At 44.6% G+C, this 17,326-nt stretch carries 16 protein-coding genes; 9 read left to right on the forward strand and 7 right to left on the reverse strand.

Annotated elements, in window-relative coordinates:
- Positions 1-75 precede the first annotated feature (75 nt).
- The 4 genes from rsmA to lptD all read right to left on the reverse strand — a co-directional run bounded on the left by rsmA (position 76) and on the right by lptD (position 5,732).
- Positions 76-879, reverse strand: coding sequence for a 16S rRNA (adenine(1518)-N(6)/adenine(1519)-N(6))-dimethyltransferase RsmA (gene rsmA / locus K0625_RS06980; protein WP_220109034.1), 804 nt, complete (start codon positions 877-879; stop codon positions 76-78).
- 11 nt (positions 880-890) lie between these two features.
- Positions 891-1,877, reverse strand: a complete 987-nt coding sequence (gene pdxA / locus K0625_RS06985; RefSeq protein WP_012323655.1) for a 4-hydroxythreonine-4-phosphate dehydrogenase PdxA — start codon at positions 1,875-1,877, stop codon at positions 891-893.
- A gap of 79 nt (positions 1,878-1,956) precedes the next feature.
- On the reverse strand, positions 1,957-3,261 hold the full coding sequence (surA, locus tag K0625_RS06990) for a peptidylprolyl isomerase SurA (RefSeq protein WP_220109035.1): 1,305 nt from the start codon (positions 3,259-3,261) through the stop codon (positions 1,957-1,959).
- Between the two features lie 149 nt (positions 3,262-3,410).
- Positions 3,411-5,732 carry an LPS assembly protein LptD gene (lptD, locus tag K0625_RS06995; RefSeq protein ID WP_220109036.1) on the reverse strand — a complete coding sequence of 774 codons (2,322 nt, stop codon included), beginning with the start codon at positions 5,730-5,732 and terminating at the stop codon, positions 3,411-3,413.
- A 153-nt stretch (positions 5,733-5,885) separates the two neighbouring features.
- Between lptD and K0625_RS07000 the strand changes: the two genes are divergently transcribed.
- The 8 genes from K0625_RS07000 (at position 5,886) to K0625_RS07035 (ending at position 13,519) form a co-directional block, all read left to right on the forward strand.
- Positions 5,886-6,890, forward strand: coding sequence for an aminoglycoside phosphotransferase family protein (locus tag K0625_RS07000; protein ID WP_220109037.1), 1,005 nt, complete (start codon positions 5,886-5,888; stop codon positions 6,888-6,890).
- Positions 6,887-7,576 (forward strand): N-acetylmuramate alpha-1-phosphate uridylyltransferase MurU, encoded by a 690-nt coding sequence (murU, locus tag K0625_RS07005; protein ID WP_220109038.1) that lies wholly within the window; start codon positions 6,887-6,889, stop codon positions 7,574-7,576. The genes K0625_RS07000 and murU overlap by 4 nt, the downstream gene beginning before the upstream one ends.
- Before the next feature lie 62 nt (positions 7,577-7,638).
- Positions 7,639-8,418: a co-chaperone DjlA gene (gene djlA / locus K0625_RS07010; RefSeq protein ID WP_012323660.1), complete on the forward strand. Its 780-nt coding sequence runs from the start codon at positions 7,639-7,641 to the stop codon at positions 8,416-8,418.
- A 140-nt stretch (positions 8,419-8,558) separates the two neighbouring features.
- Positions 8,559-9,212, forward strand: a complete 654-nt coding sequence (locus K0625_RS07015; protein ID WP_220109039.1) for an outer membrane beta-barrel protein — start codon at positions 8,559-8,561, stop codon at positions 9,210-9,212.
- A gap of 27 nt (positions 9,213-9,239) precedes the next feature.
- Positions 9,240-10,202 (forward strand): D-2-hydroxyacid dehydrogenase, encoded by a 963-nt coding sequence (locus tag K0625_RS07020; RefSeq protein WP_220109040.1) that lies wholly within the window; start codon positions 9,240-9,242, stop codon positions 10,200-10,202.
- 247 nt (positions 10,203-10,449) lie between these two features.
- The gene (locus K0625_RS07025) at positions 10,450-10,848 is read left to right on the forward strand and encodes a DUF3302 domain-containing protein (protein WP_220109041.1); all 399 of its coding nucleotides are present in this window, start codon (positions 10,450-10,452) and stop codon (positions 10,846-10,848) included.
- A gap of 1 nt (position 10,849) precedes the next feature.
- Entirely contained in the window at positions 10,850-11,986 is a 1,137-nt protein-coding gene (locus K0625_RS07030) for an HlyD family secretion protein (RefSeq protein ID WP_012323664.1), read from the forward strand.
- 63 nt (positions 11,987-12,049) lie between these two features.
- Complete coding sequence (locus K0625_RS07035) at positions 12,050-13,519, forward strand: AAA family ATPase (RefSeq protein WP_220109042.1); 1,470 nt, start codon at positions 12,050-12,052, stop codon at positions 13,517-13,519.
- A gap of 56 nt (positions 13,520-13,575) precedes the next feature.
- On the opposite strand, the gene K0625_RS07040 is transcribed toward K0625_RS07035, so the two are convergent.
- Both K0625_RS07040 and K0625_RS07045 read right to left on the reverse strand, forming a co-directional pair.
- Positions 13,576-14,829 carry a glycerophosphodiester phosphodiesterase family protein gene (locus K0625_RS07040; protein WP_220109043.1) on the reverse strand — a complete coding sequence of 418 codons (1,254 nt, stop codon included), beginning with the start codon at positions 14,827-14,829 and terminating at the stop codon, positions 13,576-13,578.
- 186 nt (positions 14,830-15,015) lie between these two features.
- On the reverse strand, positions 15,016-15,555 hold the full coding sequence (locus K0625_RS07045) for a DUF4136 domain-containing protein (protein ID WP_438944493.1): 540 nt from the start codon (positions 15,553-15,555) through the stop codon (positions 15,016-15,018).
- Between the two features lie 147 nt (positions 15,556-15,702).
- On the opposite strand from K0625_RS07045, the gene K0625_RS07050 reads away from it, so the two are divergent.
- Positions 15,703-16,014, forward strand: a complete 312-nt coding sequence (locus K0625_RS07050) for a DUF1289 domain-containing protein (RefSeq protein ID WP_220109044.1) — start codon at positions 15,703-15,705, stop codon at positions 16,012-16,014.
- A 16-nt stretch (positions 16,015-16,030) separates the two neighbouring features.
- On the opposite strand, the gene K0625_RS07055 is transcribed toward K0625_RS07050, so the two are convergent.
- Complete coding sequence (locus tag K0625_RS07055; RefSeq protein WP_220109045.1) at positions 16,031-17,293, reverse strand: ATP-binding protein; 1,263 nt, start codon at positions 17,291-17,293, stop codon at positions 16,031-16,033.
- Positions 17,294-17,326 lie beyond the last annotated feature (33 nt).

Consider the following 17,326-nt stretch of genomic DNA (forward strand, 5'->3'; position numbering starts at 1 on the left):
TTCCTTTTTTAAAAAAGGAGGGCAAGCCCTCCTCTATTTGATGTGGTTACTCATCTCTACAAATAGCAGATTATGTTACTGCTTATCAACCACAAAGTTTGCCATAGCAACGTATTGCTCGACAGTTATCTGCTCTGGTCTGAGTGTTGCGTCTATGCCTAACTGTGCAAACTCTTCATCGGAGATCATATGCTTAAGGTTATTTCGCAGTGTCTTACGGCGCATATTAAATGCCGTGGTTGTTAAATGTCTAAGTTGATCGACATCTTTACATGGCCAAGGCTTCACCTTGTAAGGAACTAGCCTGACAACGGCAGAGTCAACTTTTGGCGGTGGAGTAAAGCTTCCTGGTGGCACTTCAAGTACAGGCATCACTTGGCAGTGATATTGCGCCATGACAGTTAATCGGCCGTAAGCCTTAGTTCCTGGGCTCGCTGAAAGTCTGAGTACCACCTCTTTTTGCAACATAAAGTGCATGTTTTCAATCTGCTCTGCAAACTCGAACAGATGAAACATCAAGGGAGTAGAGATGTTGTAGGGTAAGTTACCAAACACCTTCATCTGACGACCCTCTTCAACTAGTTGACTAAAGTCAAATTGAAGTGCGTCACCTTGATGGATATCAAGCTTATCCTTTAGGGTTGGGTGTTCTTGAAGACGTGCAACCAGATCTTTATCCAGCTCGACTACCGTAAGCTTATCGATAGCATTAGCTACCGGCTCAGTTAAGGCGGCCAGACCCGGACCAATCTCTACCATCACATGATCGTTGTCGGGAGAGATAGCTCCAACAATACGATTGATAACATTGTGATCGGTCAAGAAGTTTTGTCCGAAGCGTTTTCTGGCCGTGTGGCCCAAGTGTACTTTATTACTCATTACTTTTTTTACTACTCAGCTTTTGCTGCCAAATCTATGGCTTTATTTAGTGCGCAGACAAAACTACCTATGTCTGCTTTACCGGTTCCGGCGAGTTCAAGGGCTGTACCGTGATCCACTGAAGTACGGATATAGGGAAGCCCCAATGTGATGTTCACTGAGCTGCCAAATCCTTGAGACTTAAGAACTGGGAGGCCTTGATCATGATACATCGCCAGTATGACATCTGCGTCATTTAAGTACTTGCTTTGGAATATGGTGTCTGCGGGCAGTGGGCCTACTAAGCTTATACCTTCAGCACGCAACTCCTCTAAAGCCGGGATAATGGTGTCTATCTCTTCCCGACCTAAGTGTCCATCTTCGCCTGCATGAGGGTTAAGGCCACATACATATATCTTGGGCTGTTTGATGGCAAATTTTGTGACAAGATCTGTGTGTAAGATCTTGATGATCTGATGTAGGCGATCCCGAGTGATGGCCTTAGAGACATAGGCCAATGGAATATGGGTTGTAACTAATGCAACCTGCAAACCCGGCGCTGCTAGCATCATGACCACATCTTGGCAGTTTGCTTGATTGGCAAAAAACTCGGTATGTCCGCTAAAGGGGATACCGGATTGGTTGATGATCCCTTTATGGACAGGCCCTGTTACTACAGCATCAAACTCACCGTTCATATTCTTTTCGCCAGCATAGCCAAGAGTTTGTACTACATAGGCGCTGTTCTGCTCATCGAGTTTGCCGCATTGGGCTTCTGTTTTGAGAGAAAAGGGCGCAAGTGTCAAGGTGCCAGCTTCTTGGGCTTTCGGCTCAAGGCTAGGTTGGTATGGTTTAAGTTGCAGCGGTAGGCCGAGCATTTTAGCTCTGGAAGCTAAAAGTTCAGGATCCGCACAAACAACAAGCTCAGCAGGCCAAGCCTGCTGAGCGAGTTGGATAACTAAATCTGGACCAATCCCAGCGGGTTCGCCTGGGGTGATGGCTATTCGTTTAGTCGTCAATATATTTAGCCTCGATTAAAAAAGGTTCGAACGTAAGTTAACTCTGCAGCTAATAGTAACAGTTTTAGGCGTTACTTGTTTAACCTCGGTTATTCTCTGGTTCGAAAACCTCGATGTAGGCTTCAGATCTCATCTCGTCAAGCCAATTCTGTAGCTCTTCGTTAAACTTACGACGGAAGATGAGCTGATGTGCTCTATTCGTATTAAACTTATCGGTTGCGTCCGTTTTACGGCGCTCTTCAAGCTGCACTATATGCCAACCATGACTTGAACGGAAGGGCTCACTGATCTCATTAAGCTCAAGTGCATTTAATGTTTGTGCGAATGCAGGAACATAGACGCTTGGATCTGCCCAGCCTAGTTCACCACCTTTTGCCCCTGAACCAGGATCTTCAGAGTATTGGCGTGCCAGTGCTGCAAAGTCAGCATCGCCGGCGCGGATCTCTTTAACAAACTTATCTAGCATGGCTTTAGCGCGTTCTTCCGATAGGATAGGAGAGGGCTTGATCAAGATATGTCTTGAGCGAACTTCATCTATCTCTTTGGTCTGCAGGCCACGAGCATCTAGAACTTTGATGATGTGGAAACCTGCACCACTTCTGATGGGGCCTATCACGTCACCTGGTTTCGCGTTGCCTAGTACCTCAGCAAATAGCGTTGGCATCTCATTGACGTTCATATAATCCCAAACACCACCTTCTAGCGCTTTGGGGCCAGATGATGCTGCAATCGCCGTGCGGCGGAAGTCTGCACCATCTTTAACGCGTTTAAGTACGGTTTCTGCACGTTTACTGGCGCTAGCGAGCTGTTCGCTGTTAGGACTGCTTGGCACTTCGATAAGGATGTGACCAATTTGGAACTCAACCTCTTGAAGGCCTTTCTCCTCAATCATCTTAACTAAGCTGTTGATCTCTTGTGGGGAGACTTGGATACGTCGCTGTACCTGAATACGCTGTATCTCACCTAAGGTGATCTCTTCACGTAGCTGTTCACGGTATTGATTCCAGCTCATCCCCTCTTCGGCGATCTTTAGCTGCATCTGATCAACAGTTAAGTTTTGCTCTTTAGCGATATTACCTATGGTTTGATCCAGTTGTAGATCACCAATATGCAGACCAATTCTGTCGGCCATCTGCATCTGCAGACGGGTCATAATTAAGCGCTCAATGACCTGTGTTCTAAGGGCACTATCAGAGGGTAACGCCTGACCTGCAGCAGTTGCATTCGCCTTAACGGTTTTGATCATGCCAGTGATTTCACTCTCTAGCAGAATACCTTCGTTAATCTGTACTGATACACGATCGAGTGGGGCGGTTTGCGCTTGTACTGTGTGGCTAGCAGCCAAAGCAAGAAAAGCAAAAATTAAATGTTTACACGGTTTCATCCACAAAAATCCTTGGCATATTAATGTCAGGTGCGACGCCAAATGGCGCCGACTTGATTCTATTATCATGGTTGGACTCTAAGACCAACGCATGGTTCATCAAAAATAAACTTATTTCGCCCCAGTGGGAAGAAAGCCCATTGAAATCACTAGTTCTTCAAATAAAGTGGTTTACGGTAATTGAACAGACCATCGTCAAGCATATCTGATACACCTAACGGACCTGAACCACCGAGCCCTTTTATCACGAAATTCAGGTATAGACCGCTTTCAAAAAGTTCACGGTTATCCTGAACTGGGTTAAAGTCATCTTCGTAATTAGTTTTAATTCGGTAATGATAACTTAAACGCACTGCCCAGCAACAAGATTCATATTGAAAGCCTGTATAGGTCTCTACACTACGGCTTTCGTTAAGATCATAATACCAATTACCCACTAAGTACCAATTGTCGTTGATTGGCCAAGCCGCTCGCATACCTGTTTGAGAGATATTGACTGATTCATTAGTATTGGTATTCAACAGATCTGGGACATATCGATAGCTAAACTGAAGTAACTTATTGGCACCAGGCCTAAAGTCGAGTGTGACTTCACTCTTTTTATTGTCACTTTGCTTAGTATCATACTGAATTGCGCCGCTCATATACCAGTCTTTGTATAACTTAGTGCTTAGCTCTGCAGCCAATACTGAGTTGGAGGTATTTTCTTGAGTTAAGTTATTGTTGGGATTAATTGGATCGCTAATCCCTACCTTACTGTCTTCTAAGTAATAGATCTGACCAAGACTAAATCTAAATGTTTCAACGTTATGCTCATCGAATAAGCGGGTGGTCAATCCTAAAGTGAACTGGTTAGCGTCGGCAATTCTGTCGATACCGGAAAAACGTCGGTCGCGGAACAGGCCAAAGTAATCTTCCTGTATCTTAGCTGTATCATAGATACCTATGTCATCTTGATCTTCATAGCCTACATAGAGGTATTGGAACTGAGGCTCTAAGGTTTGACGGTAGTTCTCATTAAAATAGTTGGTGAAACGTTCAAAGTTGATCTGACCGTGTAGGCGTACCTGAGGTAAGGTTCGGCTTACGCTGCTGGCCAGATCTTTGTTAGCCTCAAATCCATTATCGTTTTGCCAATAATAGGTTTGAAGTAACTTTACTTCACTGGTGAGAGAACCTGCTGGACCATGTATTGGGTATGAGACGGTAGGCTCAATGTGTAAACGAGTGGCGGTGGAGTACTCATTATCATCGTGCTCAAAATTACTGACTTCACTGAGTAAGGAGAAATCTAAACCGTTCCAAAAGTCTGGGGCGCGGTAGTTTAGCCCTACTTGCGGCATCACCTGATAGGGTTTCTCCTCTTCACCCAGTACCTTAATATCTTGTACTCGCGCGGTGAAATCCCAATTTTGCTCAAAATAACTGATCTCACCAATACGAGACATCTGATTATCTGTGGCCCGCTGAACTTCTGAATTAAGATCGTTGAAATAGTTGTTATCTGACACATCGGTGAAGTTAGCTAATACTCGCCAGTTTTCATTAATCGCGCCTCTGTGTTCCCAGTGGTAGAGGTAGCGATCTTGTGAGTCCGATAACATATTATCATTGCCGAGATACTCGACATTAACTTGGCCCTGTTGAGCATCACCCGCTAGATAGCGAAAATCACTCTTAAGGAACAATCCCCTCGATGACATATAGTGTGGCGTCAGGGTGAGATCATACTCTGGTGATATATTCCAGTAGTAGGGGGTTGCGACCTCGACACCATTGGTGGTGCTGGTGCTTAAAAGTGGGAAAAGGAAACCTGATTTACGTTTATCGGACACAGGTATTGTCATATAGGGAATATAAAATACGGGTACATCACCGATTCGTAACTTCGCATCCCATAACTCTCCCCACTCTTCAGTGCTATCAATCTTGATCGTTTCAGCTTCAAGTAACCAAGAGGTATCGCCGGGAGGACAGGTGGTAAAATTGGTTTTTGTCAGGTGAAGATTGTTATCTGGGGTGATCTCTAATTTTTCTGCATCACCATGGATCTGCTGCCCGTGCAGCCAATACTGTGCTCCCCAAAGGGATGCACTATTGTTACGCATCTCTGCCACAAGAGAGTCTGCAGTGATGGTGATCATCTGATCTTGGAAGACGAGATTGCCATTGGCATCAAGTCGCTCTTCACCTTGATCTAAAATCGCTTCATCAGCAGCAATATGACGGCCGCCTTGGCTAAATGACACATCGCCATTAAACCTTGCTTGCTTGCCCATCTCAGCTTCTGAGCGGTTGGAGATGATCTGGATCTCCTGCTGGGCGATTTCGGTTTCATCACTGTCTGAAATTGCAGGGCGAGGAACCGGAGGCTCGACAATACACTGCATATTTGCATCAGGCGTGGTGGGTTCTTCAGCCAAGACCAATTGGGGAAGTAGGCTTAGTGCCAATAAGTAACGGATCTGCATCTTAAGTCGTTTAATATGATTTCTTAGTCTGGACAATAATAAGTGGGGATAAATGTTGCCATTTTAGGCAACTCAGCTAAATATCAACAATGAGCTTATTAGCTGATTCCATTTTGCTTTATAATAAAGCAATTTTTACATAAGAGCCATGAGGTGCCCTTGTCAGATCTTAGATTTCTTGCGTTAAATGCATGGCTAAAGCAAATTTTCGACGCAGATGTTACGCCTACTCTTATCTCTGGGGATGCCAGCTTTAGGCGATATTTTCGTGTCCAGCATAAAGATATATCTTATATTGTGATGGACTCTCCTCCAGAATTGATCAAAGTTCTCCCCTTTGTAAACTTAGCCTGCGCCTATTCAGATAAAGGCGTCGATGTTCCACAAGTGATTGAAGTTAATGCTGAAGACGGTTTCTTGTTGTTGAGTGACTTAGGCGATATTCAGTTACTGTCGGTATTAAATAGTGACAATGTATACGCTTACTATCGTGACGCCTTAAGACTCTTAGATAAAGTGAGCCTCGTTATCGATAATGGTGAAAGCGCATTGCCTTTATACGATGCCGCTTTTGTTCAACTGGAATTAGATATTTTTTCTGATTGGTTGATAAAACGTCATCTTGTAATAGAACTGGATGAAAAGACTCAAAATATGCTGAGGACAACATTTTCCTGTTTGATAGAGAATGTAGAAGCTCAGCCTAAAGTTGGTATGCATCGAGATTATCATAGTCGCAATTTGATGCTGCAAAATGATCAGCTGAAAGTGATCGATTTTCAAGATGCCGTGCTTGGGCCTGTGACTTATGATGCGGTTTCTCTGCTGCGTGACTGTTATGTTCGTTGGCCTGATGCTCTGGTTGAGCAGTTAATGACGCAACATTTTGAGCAAGTTCAATCCAGTGGCCAGCTCGATAAAAGTGTGACACTAGCGACCTATACTCGCTGGTTTGATTTGATGGGGTTGCAGCGGCATATCAAGGCCGCCGGTATTTTTTCCCGTCTTAAATATCGAGATGACAAGCCTGCTTATATGGCTGATATTCCTTTGACTCTTGAGTATATTCGGGATATATCAGCTCGTTATCCAGAGCTAGAGACCTTTAGTGCCTGGATAGCAGACTCTATTATTCCCGCTGTTGAGGCCAAGTTATGAAGGTGATGATATTAGCTGCTGGTCGTGGGGAGAGACTACGTCCATTAACGGATAGCTTGCCTAAGCCTTTGGTGTGTGTGGCGGGCAAACCATTGATCGTTTATCACATAGAGCGTCTTGCTAAAGCTGGTTTTAAGGATATTGTGATTAACCATGCTTGGCTAGGCGAGAAGTTGATTGAGACCTTAGGCGATGGCGGTCGTTGGGGCGTGAATATTCAGTATAGCCATGAAACAACAGCGTTAGAGACTGGCGGCGGAATTAGGCAAGCCTTACCTCTTCTGGGGAACAAGCCATTTCTGGTGATTAATGGTGATGTGTTTATCGATGCACTTCCCGAGCTGGAAGAGGGAGATGTTACCCATATGCTCAATGGAAAGTTGGCTCATCTTTGGTTGGTGGATAACCCGAGTCAGCATCCTAAAGGAGATTTCAGTCTGAAAGCTGGACTAGTAAAGGATAAAACTTTTGATGATGAGGTGACATTGACCTTTTCAGGGATGGGGGTCTATCATCCCTCTCTTTTTGATGAAACACCTGATGCTGGTTTTCCTCTCGCTCCCTTACTTAGAGAAAAGATGGCGTTAGGAGTTGTGTCCGGAGAGCACTTTCCCGGTTTTTGGTGTGACGTGGGGACTGTGGCGCGTCTAGAGATGTTAGAGAAGCGCCAACGAGATTTAGGCTAACCTGTTTAGTCCTGTTATTTTCTAGTTTGATTGTCGTTTAATTGGTTATTAAAGGTTTTTTGATGCGTATTTGGGGTAAGTTTTTTGGCTTCGCTATAGGGTTTATGTTCGGCCGTATTATCGGCGGCGTTATCGGTCTCTGGTTAGGTCACCTGTATGATAAAAAAAGTGCCCAATTGAGTGGCATTATCGGTAGTGGCGCGAATCGTCAGACACTGTTTTTTAAGACGACGTTCTCTGTTATGGGCCATGTGGCTAAAGCTTCTGGGCAGGTGACTGAAACCGATATCCGTATTGCGACCATGTTAATGGATCAGATGCAGCTCAAAGGGGAGGCAAGAGCCGAGGCTCAGGCAGCCTTTAAAGAGGGCAAAGAGAGTGACTTTGATGTAAAAGCTTGCTTGAAAACCTTCCGCCTTATCTCTATGGGGCGTAAAGAGCTGCTGCAGATGTTTCTTGAGATCCAGATCCAGACTGCACTGTCTGACGCGAAACTTGACCCTAAAGAGCATGAGATTTTGTTGACCATTGCACAGGAGTTAGGATTCAGCCGTATTCAACTCGATGAGTTGCTAAAACGCTGGCAAGCTGAGTTTAATTTTCATCAAGGTGGCAATAACAACCAGACCAGTATTGAAGATGCCTACTCTCTGCTTGGATTAACTGAAGCCTCTTCAGATCAAGAGGTTAAGCGTAGCTATCGCAAGCTGATGAATGAACATCATCCAGATAAGCTAGTGGCTAAAGGTCTGCCTCCTGAGATGATGGAGCTTGCTAAAACTAAGGCGCAAGATATTCAAGCTGCCTATGACAGGGTTAAAACTGATCGAGGTATGCGATAAAGTTAAGCTTAGTTTTGTTATCCTGCTATTTTTATTGAAGAACTCTTTTAAAAGCGTGTATTATTTGGGCATAGAATATACATTCTTTTTTCTAGAATAAAGGCCTGCTCAGGCTGATATTTTGATAATGGAGAGGCGAGATGTCTGATATAAAAAAAGCAGGGAATATTCCTACCTCTATGCTGGCAGTGGCTTCTCTTTTGCTTTCAGCTCCCTCTTTTGCTGAGGTCTATGTCGCTCCGTTTGGGGGATACGGTTTTGGTGCCAGTGAGTTCAATATCAAAAGCTCTGGGGTTGGTAACCTTACCAGCGGTGAAGAGGGCGAGCTCAAGGTCTCTGAATCGGCGCAATATGGCGTTATGCTAGGTTTTACCACCGCTGATCCTGGTGATATCTATCTACTCTACAGCCACCAGTCTACCGAATTGAGAACTGGCAGTAATTTTAGCCCCTCTCCTATCACAGATCTGGACCTAGATTATCTGCATCTGGGTGGCTCTCTCTATTTTCCCAAGGGCGATGTAAAGCCTTATGTTACAGCTAGCGTCGGTTTAACCAGTATGCGCCCCAGTGGTGAATACGCCAATGAGACTCGCTTTTCAATGGGGTTTGGCGTTGGAGTTGCGTATCAAGTCGCTCCCTCATTCTCTCTATTTGCCGATGCCAGAGGCTATGCCACCTTCATCAGTAGTGACTCGACGCTATTTTGTAATGGGGGAGACTGTCTCTGGAGCATCAGCTCTGACATCATGTGGCAGGGACAGGTCAATTTAGGCTTAAAATTGACGTTTTAGCGTTAAAAAGCATGAGAGATTAACAAGATGAAAATAGTGGTACTCGACGGTCATACCCTTAACCCTGGTGATTTAAGCTGGCGTGGACTCAGTGAGTTGGCTGGTGAAGGTGAGTTTATCTGTTATGACAGGACTGCTGAGTCAGAGCTATTGAGCCGAGTTCAAGATGCAGAGATAATCTTTACCAATAAAACCCCTCTTAATGCTCAGATGCTTTCTCAACTTCCTAAGCTTAGCTATATTGGTGTATTGGCAACGGGCACCAATGTGGTTGATTTAGTCGCTGCTGCTAATAATGGCGTGGCGGTGACGAATGTTCCTAGTTATGGCCCAGACGCTGTGGCTCAGATGGTATTTGCCCATATTTTTCATCATACACAAGGCGTTGCTTCTCACTATCAAGCGGTTGTTCAAGGGGCGTGGAGTCAATGCCCTGATTTTTGTTTTACCCTCAACCCATTGCAATCTTTGAAGGGAAAAACCATAGGGCTAATGGGCTATGGAGCCATAGGTCAACAGGTGGCTAATATTGCACAGGCCTTCGGGATGAAGGTATTAGTGAATACGAGAACACCACTGCATAACTTGCCTGCGGGAGCCATTTGGAGTGAATTGAGCGAGATGCTACCTCAGGTGGATATTCTTTCGCTTCACTGCCCTTTGACGCAGGAGACGGATAAGATAGTTAATCGGGCACTACTCAAATCGATGCGCAAAACCGCTATTTTAGTCAATACAGCTCGTGGAGGACTCATCGATGAAATGGCTTTGAGTCAGGCGCTAGCCGATGGCGATATCGCCGCTGCTGGAGTGGATGTACTCTCAACTGAGCCTCCTTTAGATAACAACCCTCTACTGAGCGCCATCAATATCAGTATTACACCTCATAACTCCTGGGCAACACTGGAAGCAAGACAAAACCTACTTAATATTGCTGTGAATAATTTGGCAGCCTTCTTGGCTGGCAGAGCAGAAAATCGAGTTAATTAATCTAGCATGATACCGTTTTGGGTAAGGTAAAGGGCTTGCCTAATCAGGTTAAGCCTTTTAGCTGATAACTCTCACTGACCAACCTCAACTGCTCCTCTGGCTTAATAATAAATATCTGGTGTTGATAATGTTTTGTTGCGAGAATGTTTTTGCATTTGTTGTTCAAGCTTATTAACAAAAACAAGGATCTACTTATTGCTAACACCAATCAGTATAAGAAGTTAAAACAGAACCTAAGGAGCGAGCTGTGTTTTTAGATTATTTTGCGTTGGGTGTGATTTTTTTTGTCGCCATTTTTCTCTTTTACGGCGTGATTGTTATTCATGATATCCCCTATGAAATTGCTAAGAAGCGGAATCATCCCCAGCAAGATGCACTGCATGTCGCTGGCTGGGTAAGTTTGTTTACACTTCATGCTATTTGGCCGTTTCTTTGGATCTGGGCCACCTTATATCGAGAAGATCGTGGCTGGGGATTTAATGCGGTTGTTGAGCGTGAGCTTGCCCTTGAAGATGAGGTAAAACAGCTTAATGAAACCGTAGCTAAGCTTGAACTTAGGCTGCAATCGGTCGAGTTAAGCGGTCAACCGACTCAGCCTGAGCCGGTCATTAGTGATGTTCAAAATAGTAATAAGGAGGAGGTGTAATATGGATCTTCTACTCATTCTGACCTACACCGCTATCTGTATTGCCATCTTTAAAATCTTTAAAATCCCGCTAACTAAGTGGACGGTACCAACAGCGATATTAGGCGGTGTTTTTATTGTTGGCGCTTTAATTTTATTGATGAACTATAACCACCCCTATACGCCTTTTGCTAAGGAGTATTTTGTTTCTACGCCGATAAACCCTGCGGTTCGAGGTGTCGTTACTTCGGTAGAGGTGGAGCCAAATGTCCCTGTTAAGAAGGGGGATGTGCTATTTAGATTAGACCCCACTCCGTTTGAAGCTATCGTAAAGCAGAAGCGTGCAGCTCTAGTATCGGCTGAGCAGGAGGTACCTCAACTTGAAGCAGCTTGGCAGTCTGCGCTTGCTAATGTTGAACGTGCAGAGGCTGATAGAGACAGAACCAAGTCAGCTTATGATCGCTACGCAAAGGGAAAGAAAAGAGGAGGGGCTAACTCGCCTTTTACAGAGCTTGAGCTAGATAACAAGCGTCAACTCTATCTGGCTTCTGAGGCTCAGTTAACAGTAGCGCAAGCGGAAGAGTTAAGAGTGAGGTTGGCTTTTGAGTCCAATGTTGATGGCGTTAACACTAAAGTTGCTGGTATACAGGGTCAGCTTGAGAAGGCCTTGTTTGATCTGGAGATGACCGTTGTTAGGGCACCAGCCGATGGAATGGTAACCCAAATGGCGTTGCGCCCAGGTATTGTAGCTGTGCCTATGCCACTGCGTTCTTTAATGAGTTTTATTCCCGATGAAGATCGTTATTTTGCGGGTGCTTTTTGGCAAAACTCCTTGCTAAGATTAAAAGAGGGGGATGAGGCTGAGGTGATACTCGATGGTGCACCTGGAGAGGTCTTTATTGGCAAGGTCGCAAAAATCTTACCGGCGATGGCTGAGGGGGAGATCCAATCAAGCGGCGCGCTTATCTCGTCACGTAACTTGATGCAGCGTGGGAGAGTGATTGTTTTGATTGAGATAGACCACCATGAGATCCGTGATAAATTTCCTGCAGGCGTTTCTGGGCAAGCTGCAATCTACACAGATCACTTCTCCCATGTGGCAGTAATGAGAAAAGTGCTGCTTAGAATGCAGGGCTGGCTCAATTACCTGTTCCACTAGTCTGTTTAAGGCCATCAAAAAGGTGGTCTTATCTTTTACAGTTAGTTTTTATAAGGCGTAAAGATGCAAGATATCAGAGATTTAACCTCTGTCTTAAGATCAAATACCCCCATTGTTATCATTGAAACCTATGAGGAGTACCGCGCCATTGAGTTGCTTAAAAAGGTATCGAGTGTGCTTTATCAGCCACTCTTTAGCTGGAGCATTACTCAGGGGCTAACTCGAGTTGATAGGGCGATGGGTGTGCAGAAGTTTAACAGTGAGCCTGCCGATATCTTAGGTCAGATAAAGTCTACAGATCAGCAGGGGATCTATGTGTTATGTGATTTTCACCCCTTTGTAGAGAATGCTCCTAAAAATGTACGCCTGCTCAAAGAGATAGCTCTTGAGTATGAGTCGCTCAAACACACGCTTGTCTTGGTTAGTCATGCATTTGAGATCCCGCCGGAGATTAAGCGTTACTGTGCTCACTTTAGGTTATCTCTGCCTAATGGGGCACAACTGCAGAACTTGATCTATGAGCAAGTTGATAAGGTCAGGGCTGAAGGAGTAATGCTTGATGTCGATGACTCGGCAGTGCTTAAGCTTGCAGAAAATTTAAAAGGGTTAACCTTCGATGATGCTCGTCGCCTAGCGCACAAAGCCATTGTTGACGATGGTGCCATTACTCACTCTGATGTCGATATGGTTAATAAGGGAAAGTTTGAACTGCTAGATTTGGAAGGTGTACTGCAGTTTGAATATGACACCAGTGACTTCTCTCAGGTGGCGGGCTTACATAACTTAAAGCAGTGGTTGAAACACAGAGCACCATCAACAAGCACTCAGAACCTTGAAGATCAACCAAAAGGTATCCTATTGCTTGGTGTACAGGGAAGCGGTAAGAGCTTAGCAGCTAAAGCGGTTGCGGGGATGTGGCAGAGACCACTGCTGCGACTGGATATGTCGGCGCTCTATAATAAATACATTGGTGAAACAGAGAAGAACCTTCGACATGCCTTAGAGCTTGCGGATCTGATGTCTCCCTGTGTGCTTTGGATTGATGAGATAGAGAAAGGCTTGAGTGGTGGAAATAGTGACGATGGTGTTTCAACCCGTATTTTAGGCACCATTTTGACTTGGATGGCAGAGCGAAAGTCACAAGTGTTTATGGTGGCGACAGCCAATGATATTTCGGCGCTGCCACCAGAGTTAATGCGTAAGGGGCGAATGGATGAGATCTTCTTTGTGGACTTGCCCGATGATGAGATCCGCAAGGCTATCTTTCTTATTCATGCTAAACGTCGTGGACTGGTTCTGAGTCAATTTAATCTGGCTGAGCTTTCTAATGCCAGCCAAGGTTTTTCCGGTGCTGAGATAGAGCAGGCGATAATCTCCGCTATCTATACTGCCAGAGCATCAGAGCTCACATTGGATCAGGGGCTGTTAATCGATGAGTTAATGAAAACAAGGCCGCTTTCGGTGGTGATGCGTGAAAAGCTTGATGCACTACGAGAGTGGGCATCAGATAGAACAGTCAATGCCCATAAGTAGTTTTTATCATAAATGAGGAGTTAGCCTATGTTGGCTATCTCCTCTATTTTTAAGGGTTAAATTCCTATGCAGTTAGCATAGTAGGTCACGGTTGCTGGCCAGTCGGAAAACACCCCTTTAACGCCAACATCTTTGGTTAACATATCTAATAGTTCGAAGGCATCACCTTCATTGTCAATGGCATCTGTGATGCTCTGATAGTACCAACCGCCACCGTTTATCAATAAGCCTGAGCGCTCAAGTGTCCAGGTGATGATATTAAGCTGGGCAATATTTGCAGCTTTGGCGTATTCAGAGGGCACAAGTTTATGTTCGTTATCTAGTGTAACTAAGACCCAAAGTGGTGGAGCGATATACTCGACACCTTGGTTTTTTAGCTCATCCATAGAGGGCGACCAAGTTTCAGGATTTTGGGGATCGAAACCAGCATCATCGTATCTGTCGTCGAGAAATACGGCTTGATTGGCAAATTCCGGTGAATTGGCTATCCAATATTGAATATCTTCAAGTTCAAAAGATTGGGGAAATACCTGTGATGGTGGAACATCGGCAGCAATGTATTCATCTAGCATTTTTTGGGCGTACTCCTCTTGAGTGAACCCATCAAATGGCATCTGAACTTCTGGTGATTTCAGCTCAGGAGTCATCTTAACGCCAGCAGTTTTGAACATCTCTATGCTCTGTGCATGGGTCATTAAAGTGCCATTACCAGAATAGAGATCTGTACGCCAATCTGCTGTGCCAGCCATATACTCCTCTACAGTTGTTGCATCTGGATTTACACCATCCATCTTACCTTTAAGGGTCTTAAATTGAGCTAGGGTGATATCGCTTGTACAGCACTTGGCAATGGCTTGTATACCATTGGTTGGATCGGCAGGGGTAAAAGGGGCTGAGCATTGGTTTGCCAGTTCAGGGATAGATAATATATTGGTCGTGGTGGCCAGATCGCATTGAGAGTGACGGCAGACTAATGCTTTGTCGGCAGTAAAAGTCACGTCACACTCGACAATACCTGCGCCGGAGTCGATAGCTGCTTGGTAGGACTCTTTAGTATGCTCTGCAAACTGCATGGCGGCGCCGCGGTGGCCAATGGAGAAGTCGGTGCGATAAAACGAGTGGTCACTACATTGCTCAAGTGCGGTTTTAAGCTCACTATCTTGCATCTGGTTAACTAAAAAAAACGGTCTGGGTCCGAGTTGAGCAGGCACTTTTGGCTCATTTTCACTGTTATCGTGACATCCTATGAGCAGGGCACTGCAAGTGAATGTGATGAGAATGGCGGATAGACTAATCTGTTTGGTACGCATGTTGAGGATTCCATTTAGTGATACTGCAACGGTCTGTTAGACCTTTCATTAAGCGGATTAATCTAATGCTATATTATGGCTATTTGACGACAGTTTTATGACCTTGATGTGTTACATGGCAGTTTATATGATTAAATGGTGGAGAGGGAAACCATGAGGTTTCCCTTATTTGTTATGAGTTATAGGTTACTTCTCTGGTGGAAACTGATTGAGGATTTTTTTCACCGTGGCTTGGGTTGCTGCCGCTTTCTGCTCTCCACCGGAATCATAGTCAAAGCTGTCAGTTCCTCGCCAAATAAGTCGATTGGTGAGGGGATCAAGAATATCAATTTGAATCGTTTGGATCTTGGCAGTGTCGCTGCCAATTGGCACTCCTACGCTTGTGCCGACACTAACTCCGCCGCCACTGCCCCATGTACCCGTTCCAAGTCCAATGGAGAGGCCTGAATCTTTGGGCTTATCATCAATTCGGTATCCAAACGTGACATGGAAGTCGGCCTGCTCCTCATCTCGTCTAAACCCTTTATCTAACAGTGTACCTGTGATTGCAGTTTGTATCCTTGATGCACTGAGTGGATCGCTTGATTCAGCGGGTGCTTGTTCAAAAAAGCTATTGAGTTGGCTAAAGTCATAATCAATATCATAGTCACTCTTAGGTGTGCTGCTACAAGCTGTTAGGAGAAGCGCTGCAAAAAGAAGGCCTGAGAAGTTTAAAGGTTTCATCATTGTTTCCTAAACAGAGAGACAGGGTACCAATTTGATCTGTTATCTAGTCAGATGCAAGTGTTTTCCTCGCTATTGCTATTAGCCAGCTCAATACAAATCAGTTATGTTTAAGATAACGGTTATTTTTGTCATAGGGGGCGAACATTGATGGAACAGTTAGAGTTTTTTGAAATTCAAAGCCCCTGTATTGGTGTATGTCAGACCGATGCTCGAGGTTATTGTAAAGGGTGCTTACGTAATCGGGATGAACGTTTTAATTGGCTGGAGTTTTCAGATGCGAAAAAATACGATGTGATTCGTCTCTGTAAACAGAGGAAACGTCGTCGCCAACTAGCAATTTTGAAGGCGAGAAAAGCCCAGTTATTACAGGAACGTGCGGATCTCAATCCTTCCTTTGATTTTGAAATAAGCGATCCTGAAGAGCCTAGCTTATCGGTCGATGACTTTACTCTTGAATAATTTATATTGATTGATATTACTTAGGATTAGGCCAAGTTAGGATAAAACTGGTTTTTTCATCTGAGCTGATAAGCTCAACCTCTCCTTGATGCCGCTCCATTATCCGCTTAATGATGGCGAGACCTAAACCATGGCCTTTATTGCCATTTTGCACTGACTTGCTACGGTAGAAAGGCTCAAAAATTTTAGCTTGATCTTCCTTCGGGATCCCAGGTCCATCATTGGTGACACTAAGAGTGACAAGTTGTTTATCTTGTTCAATTTTTATATCAATGGCGTTTTGGGCAAATCGCTGGGCATTGGTAACGAGGTTCTGTATTGCTCTTTCAATCAGTGAAGGATCGCCCATTATATAGGCTGGTTGTGCTCCCTTATTGAAGTGAATTGGTGGTGTATTTTGTGATGAGAGGCGTTTAATTGTTTGCAAAGTCAAAGCCGTGAGATCGCAATGTTCAAGATTGACCTCTTTTTGTTGAGACTCCAGACTGGCATAGGTGAGTAGCTCTTGAAGCAGGTTCTCCATCTCTTTTACATCAAGTTTCATCTCTTCGAGAAATTCGGATCTGCGCTGCTCATCTGAGTCTGGCAGGCAGTACTGCGGCATTAAAGCTAAGGCAAACTTCAATCTAGCAAGGGGGGTGCGGATCTCATGGGAAACCGCATTTGATAAGTGCTTCTGGCTCTCTATTAGGTTACTTATCTGCTTCGCCATCTCATTGAAGGTTGTGGCTAAAGGGAGCACTTGCGATCTGGGGGATAGCTCTATTTGGGTGTTCCATTTTGCTTGTCCAAACTCTTGGGTCGCATTGCGCAGTGTCTTTAAATCTCTTGAAAGTGGCCATACCCAGATAAGGGCTATTAGGCCTAAAGAGAGATAGAACAAGAGGGTAAAAAGCTTGCGTAGCCTAGCTCTGGGATCTATCTCAATAGGGCCTGCGACCAAAATTTGGTTGTTAACCTTGATAAAATGCAGCTCGAAATGATCGCTTACTGTAGTTATAAGCACACTGTTGTCACTCAGGGCGCTATGATCTGACAGGGCGATTTGAGCTGAGTCTACAAGCTCAAGAGGATAGTTAGGAGAGTGGTCTATCTGGTTTAAATAATCGAGTCGCTCCTGCTCTGGCAGTTTTCCTAGAAGTTGTGCCAGCGCAATGAGCGGTGCATCCATTGCGCCGCTATCTTCGACATTGTTTTGCCAAATATTATCGAGTGTCCAGCCTATCCCTAAGATGCTTAAACTGATAAGCAGGTATAGGCTGATAAAAAGTCGTTTCAATCGATTATTCCATTAATACGCAGTTAAATTGAG

Origin of the sequence: Shewanella nanhaiensis (genome assembly GCF_019457885.1) — a bacterium.
In the GTDB taxonomy this organism is placed as follows: Bacteria; Pseudomonadota; Gammaproteobacteria; order Enterobacterales; family Shewanellaceae; genus Shewanella; species Shewanella nanhaiensis.

Coding starts and splice junctions, on each gene's coding strand:
- rsmA (WP_220109034.1), bottom strand. CDS start 879: ATGAGTAATAAAGTACACTTGGGCCACACGGCCAGAAAACGCTTCGGA.
- surA (WP_220109035.1), bottom strand. CDS start 3,261: ATGAAACCGTGTAAACATTTAATTTTTGCTTTTCTTGCTTTGGCTGCT.
- lptD (WP_220109036.1), bottom strand. CDS start 5,732: ATGCAGATCCGTTACTTATTGGCACTAAGCCTACTTCCCCAATTGGTC.
- murU (WP_220109038.1), top strand. CDS start 6,887: ATGAAGGTGATGATATTAGCTGCTGGTCGTGGGGAGAGACTACGTCCA.
- djlA (WP_012323660.1), top strand. CDS start 7,639: ATGCGTATTTGGGGTAAGTTTTTTGGCTTCGCTATAGGGTTTATGTTC.
- K0625_RS07015 (WP_220109039.1), top strand. CDS start 8,559: ATGTCTGATATAAAAAAAGCAGGGAATATTCCTACCTCTATGCTGGCA.
- K0625_RS07020 (WP_220109040.1), top strand. CDS start 9,240: ATGAAAATAGTGGTACTCGACGGTCATACCCTTAACCCTGGTGATTTA.
- K0625_RS07030 (WP_012323664.1), top strand. CDS start 10,850: ATGGATCTTCTACTCATTCTGACCTACACCGCTATCTGTATTGCCATC.
- K0625_RS07035 (WP_220109042.1), top strand. CDS start 12,050: ATGCAAGATATCAGAGATTTAACCTCTGTCTTAAGATCAAATACCCCC.
- K0625_RS07040 (WP_220109043.1), bottom strand. CDS start 14,829: ATGCGTACCAAACAGATTAGTCTATCCGCCATTCTCATCACATTCACT.
- K0625_RS07045 (WP_438944493.1), bottom strand. CDS start 15,555: ATGATGAAACCTTTAAACTTCTCAGGCCTTCTTTTTGCAGCGCTTCTC.
- K0625_RS07050 (WP_220109044.1), top strand. CDS start 15,703: ATGGAACAGTTAGAGTTTTTTGAAATTCAAAGCCCCTGTATTGGTGTA.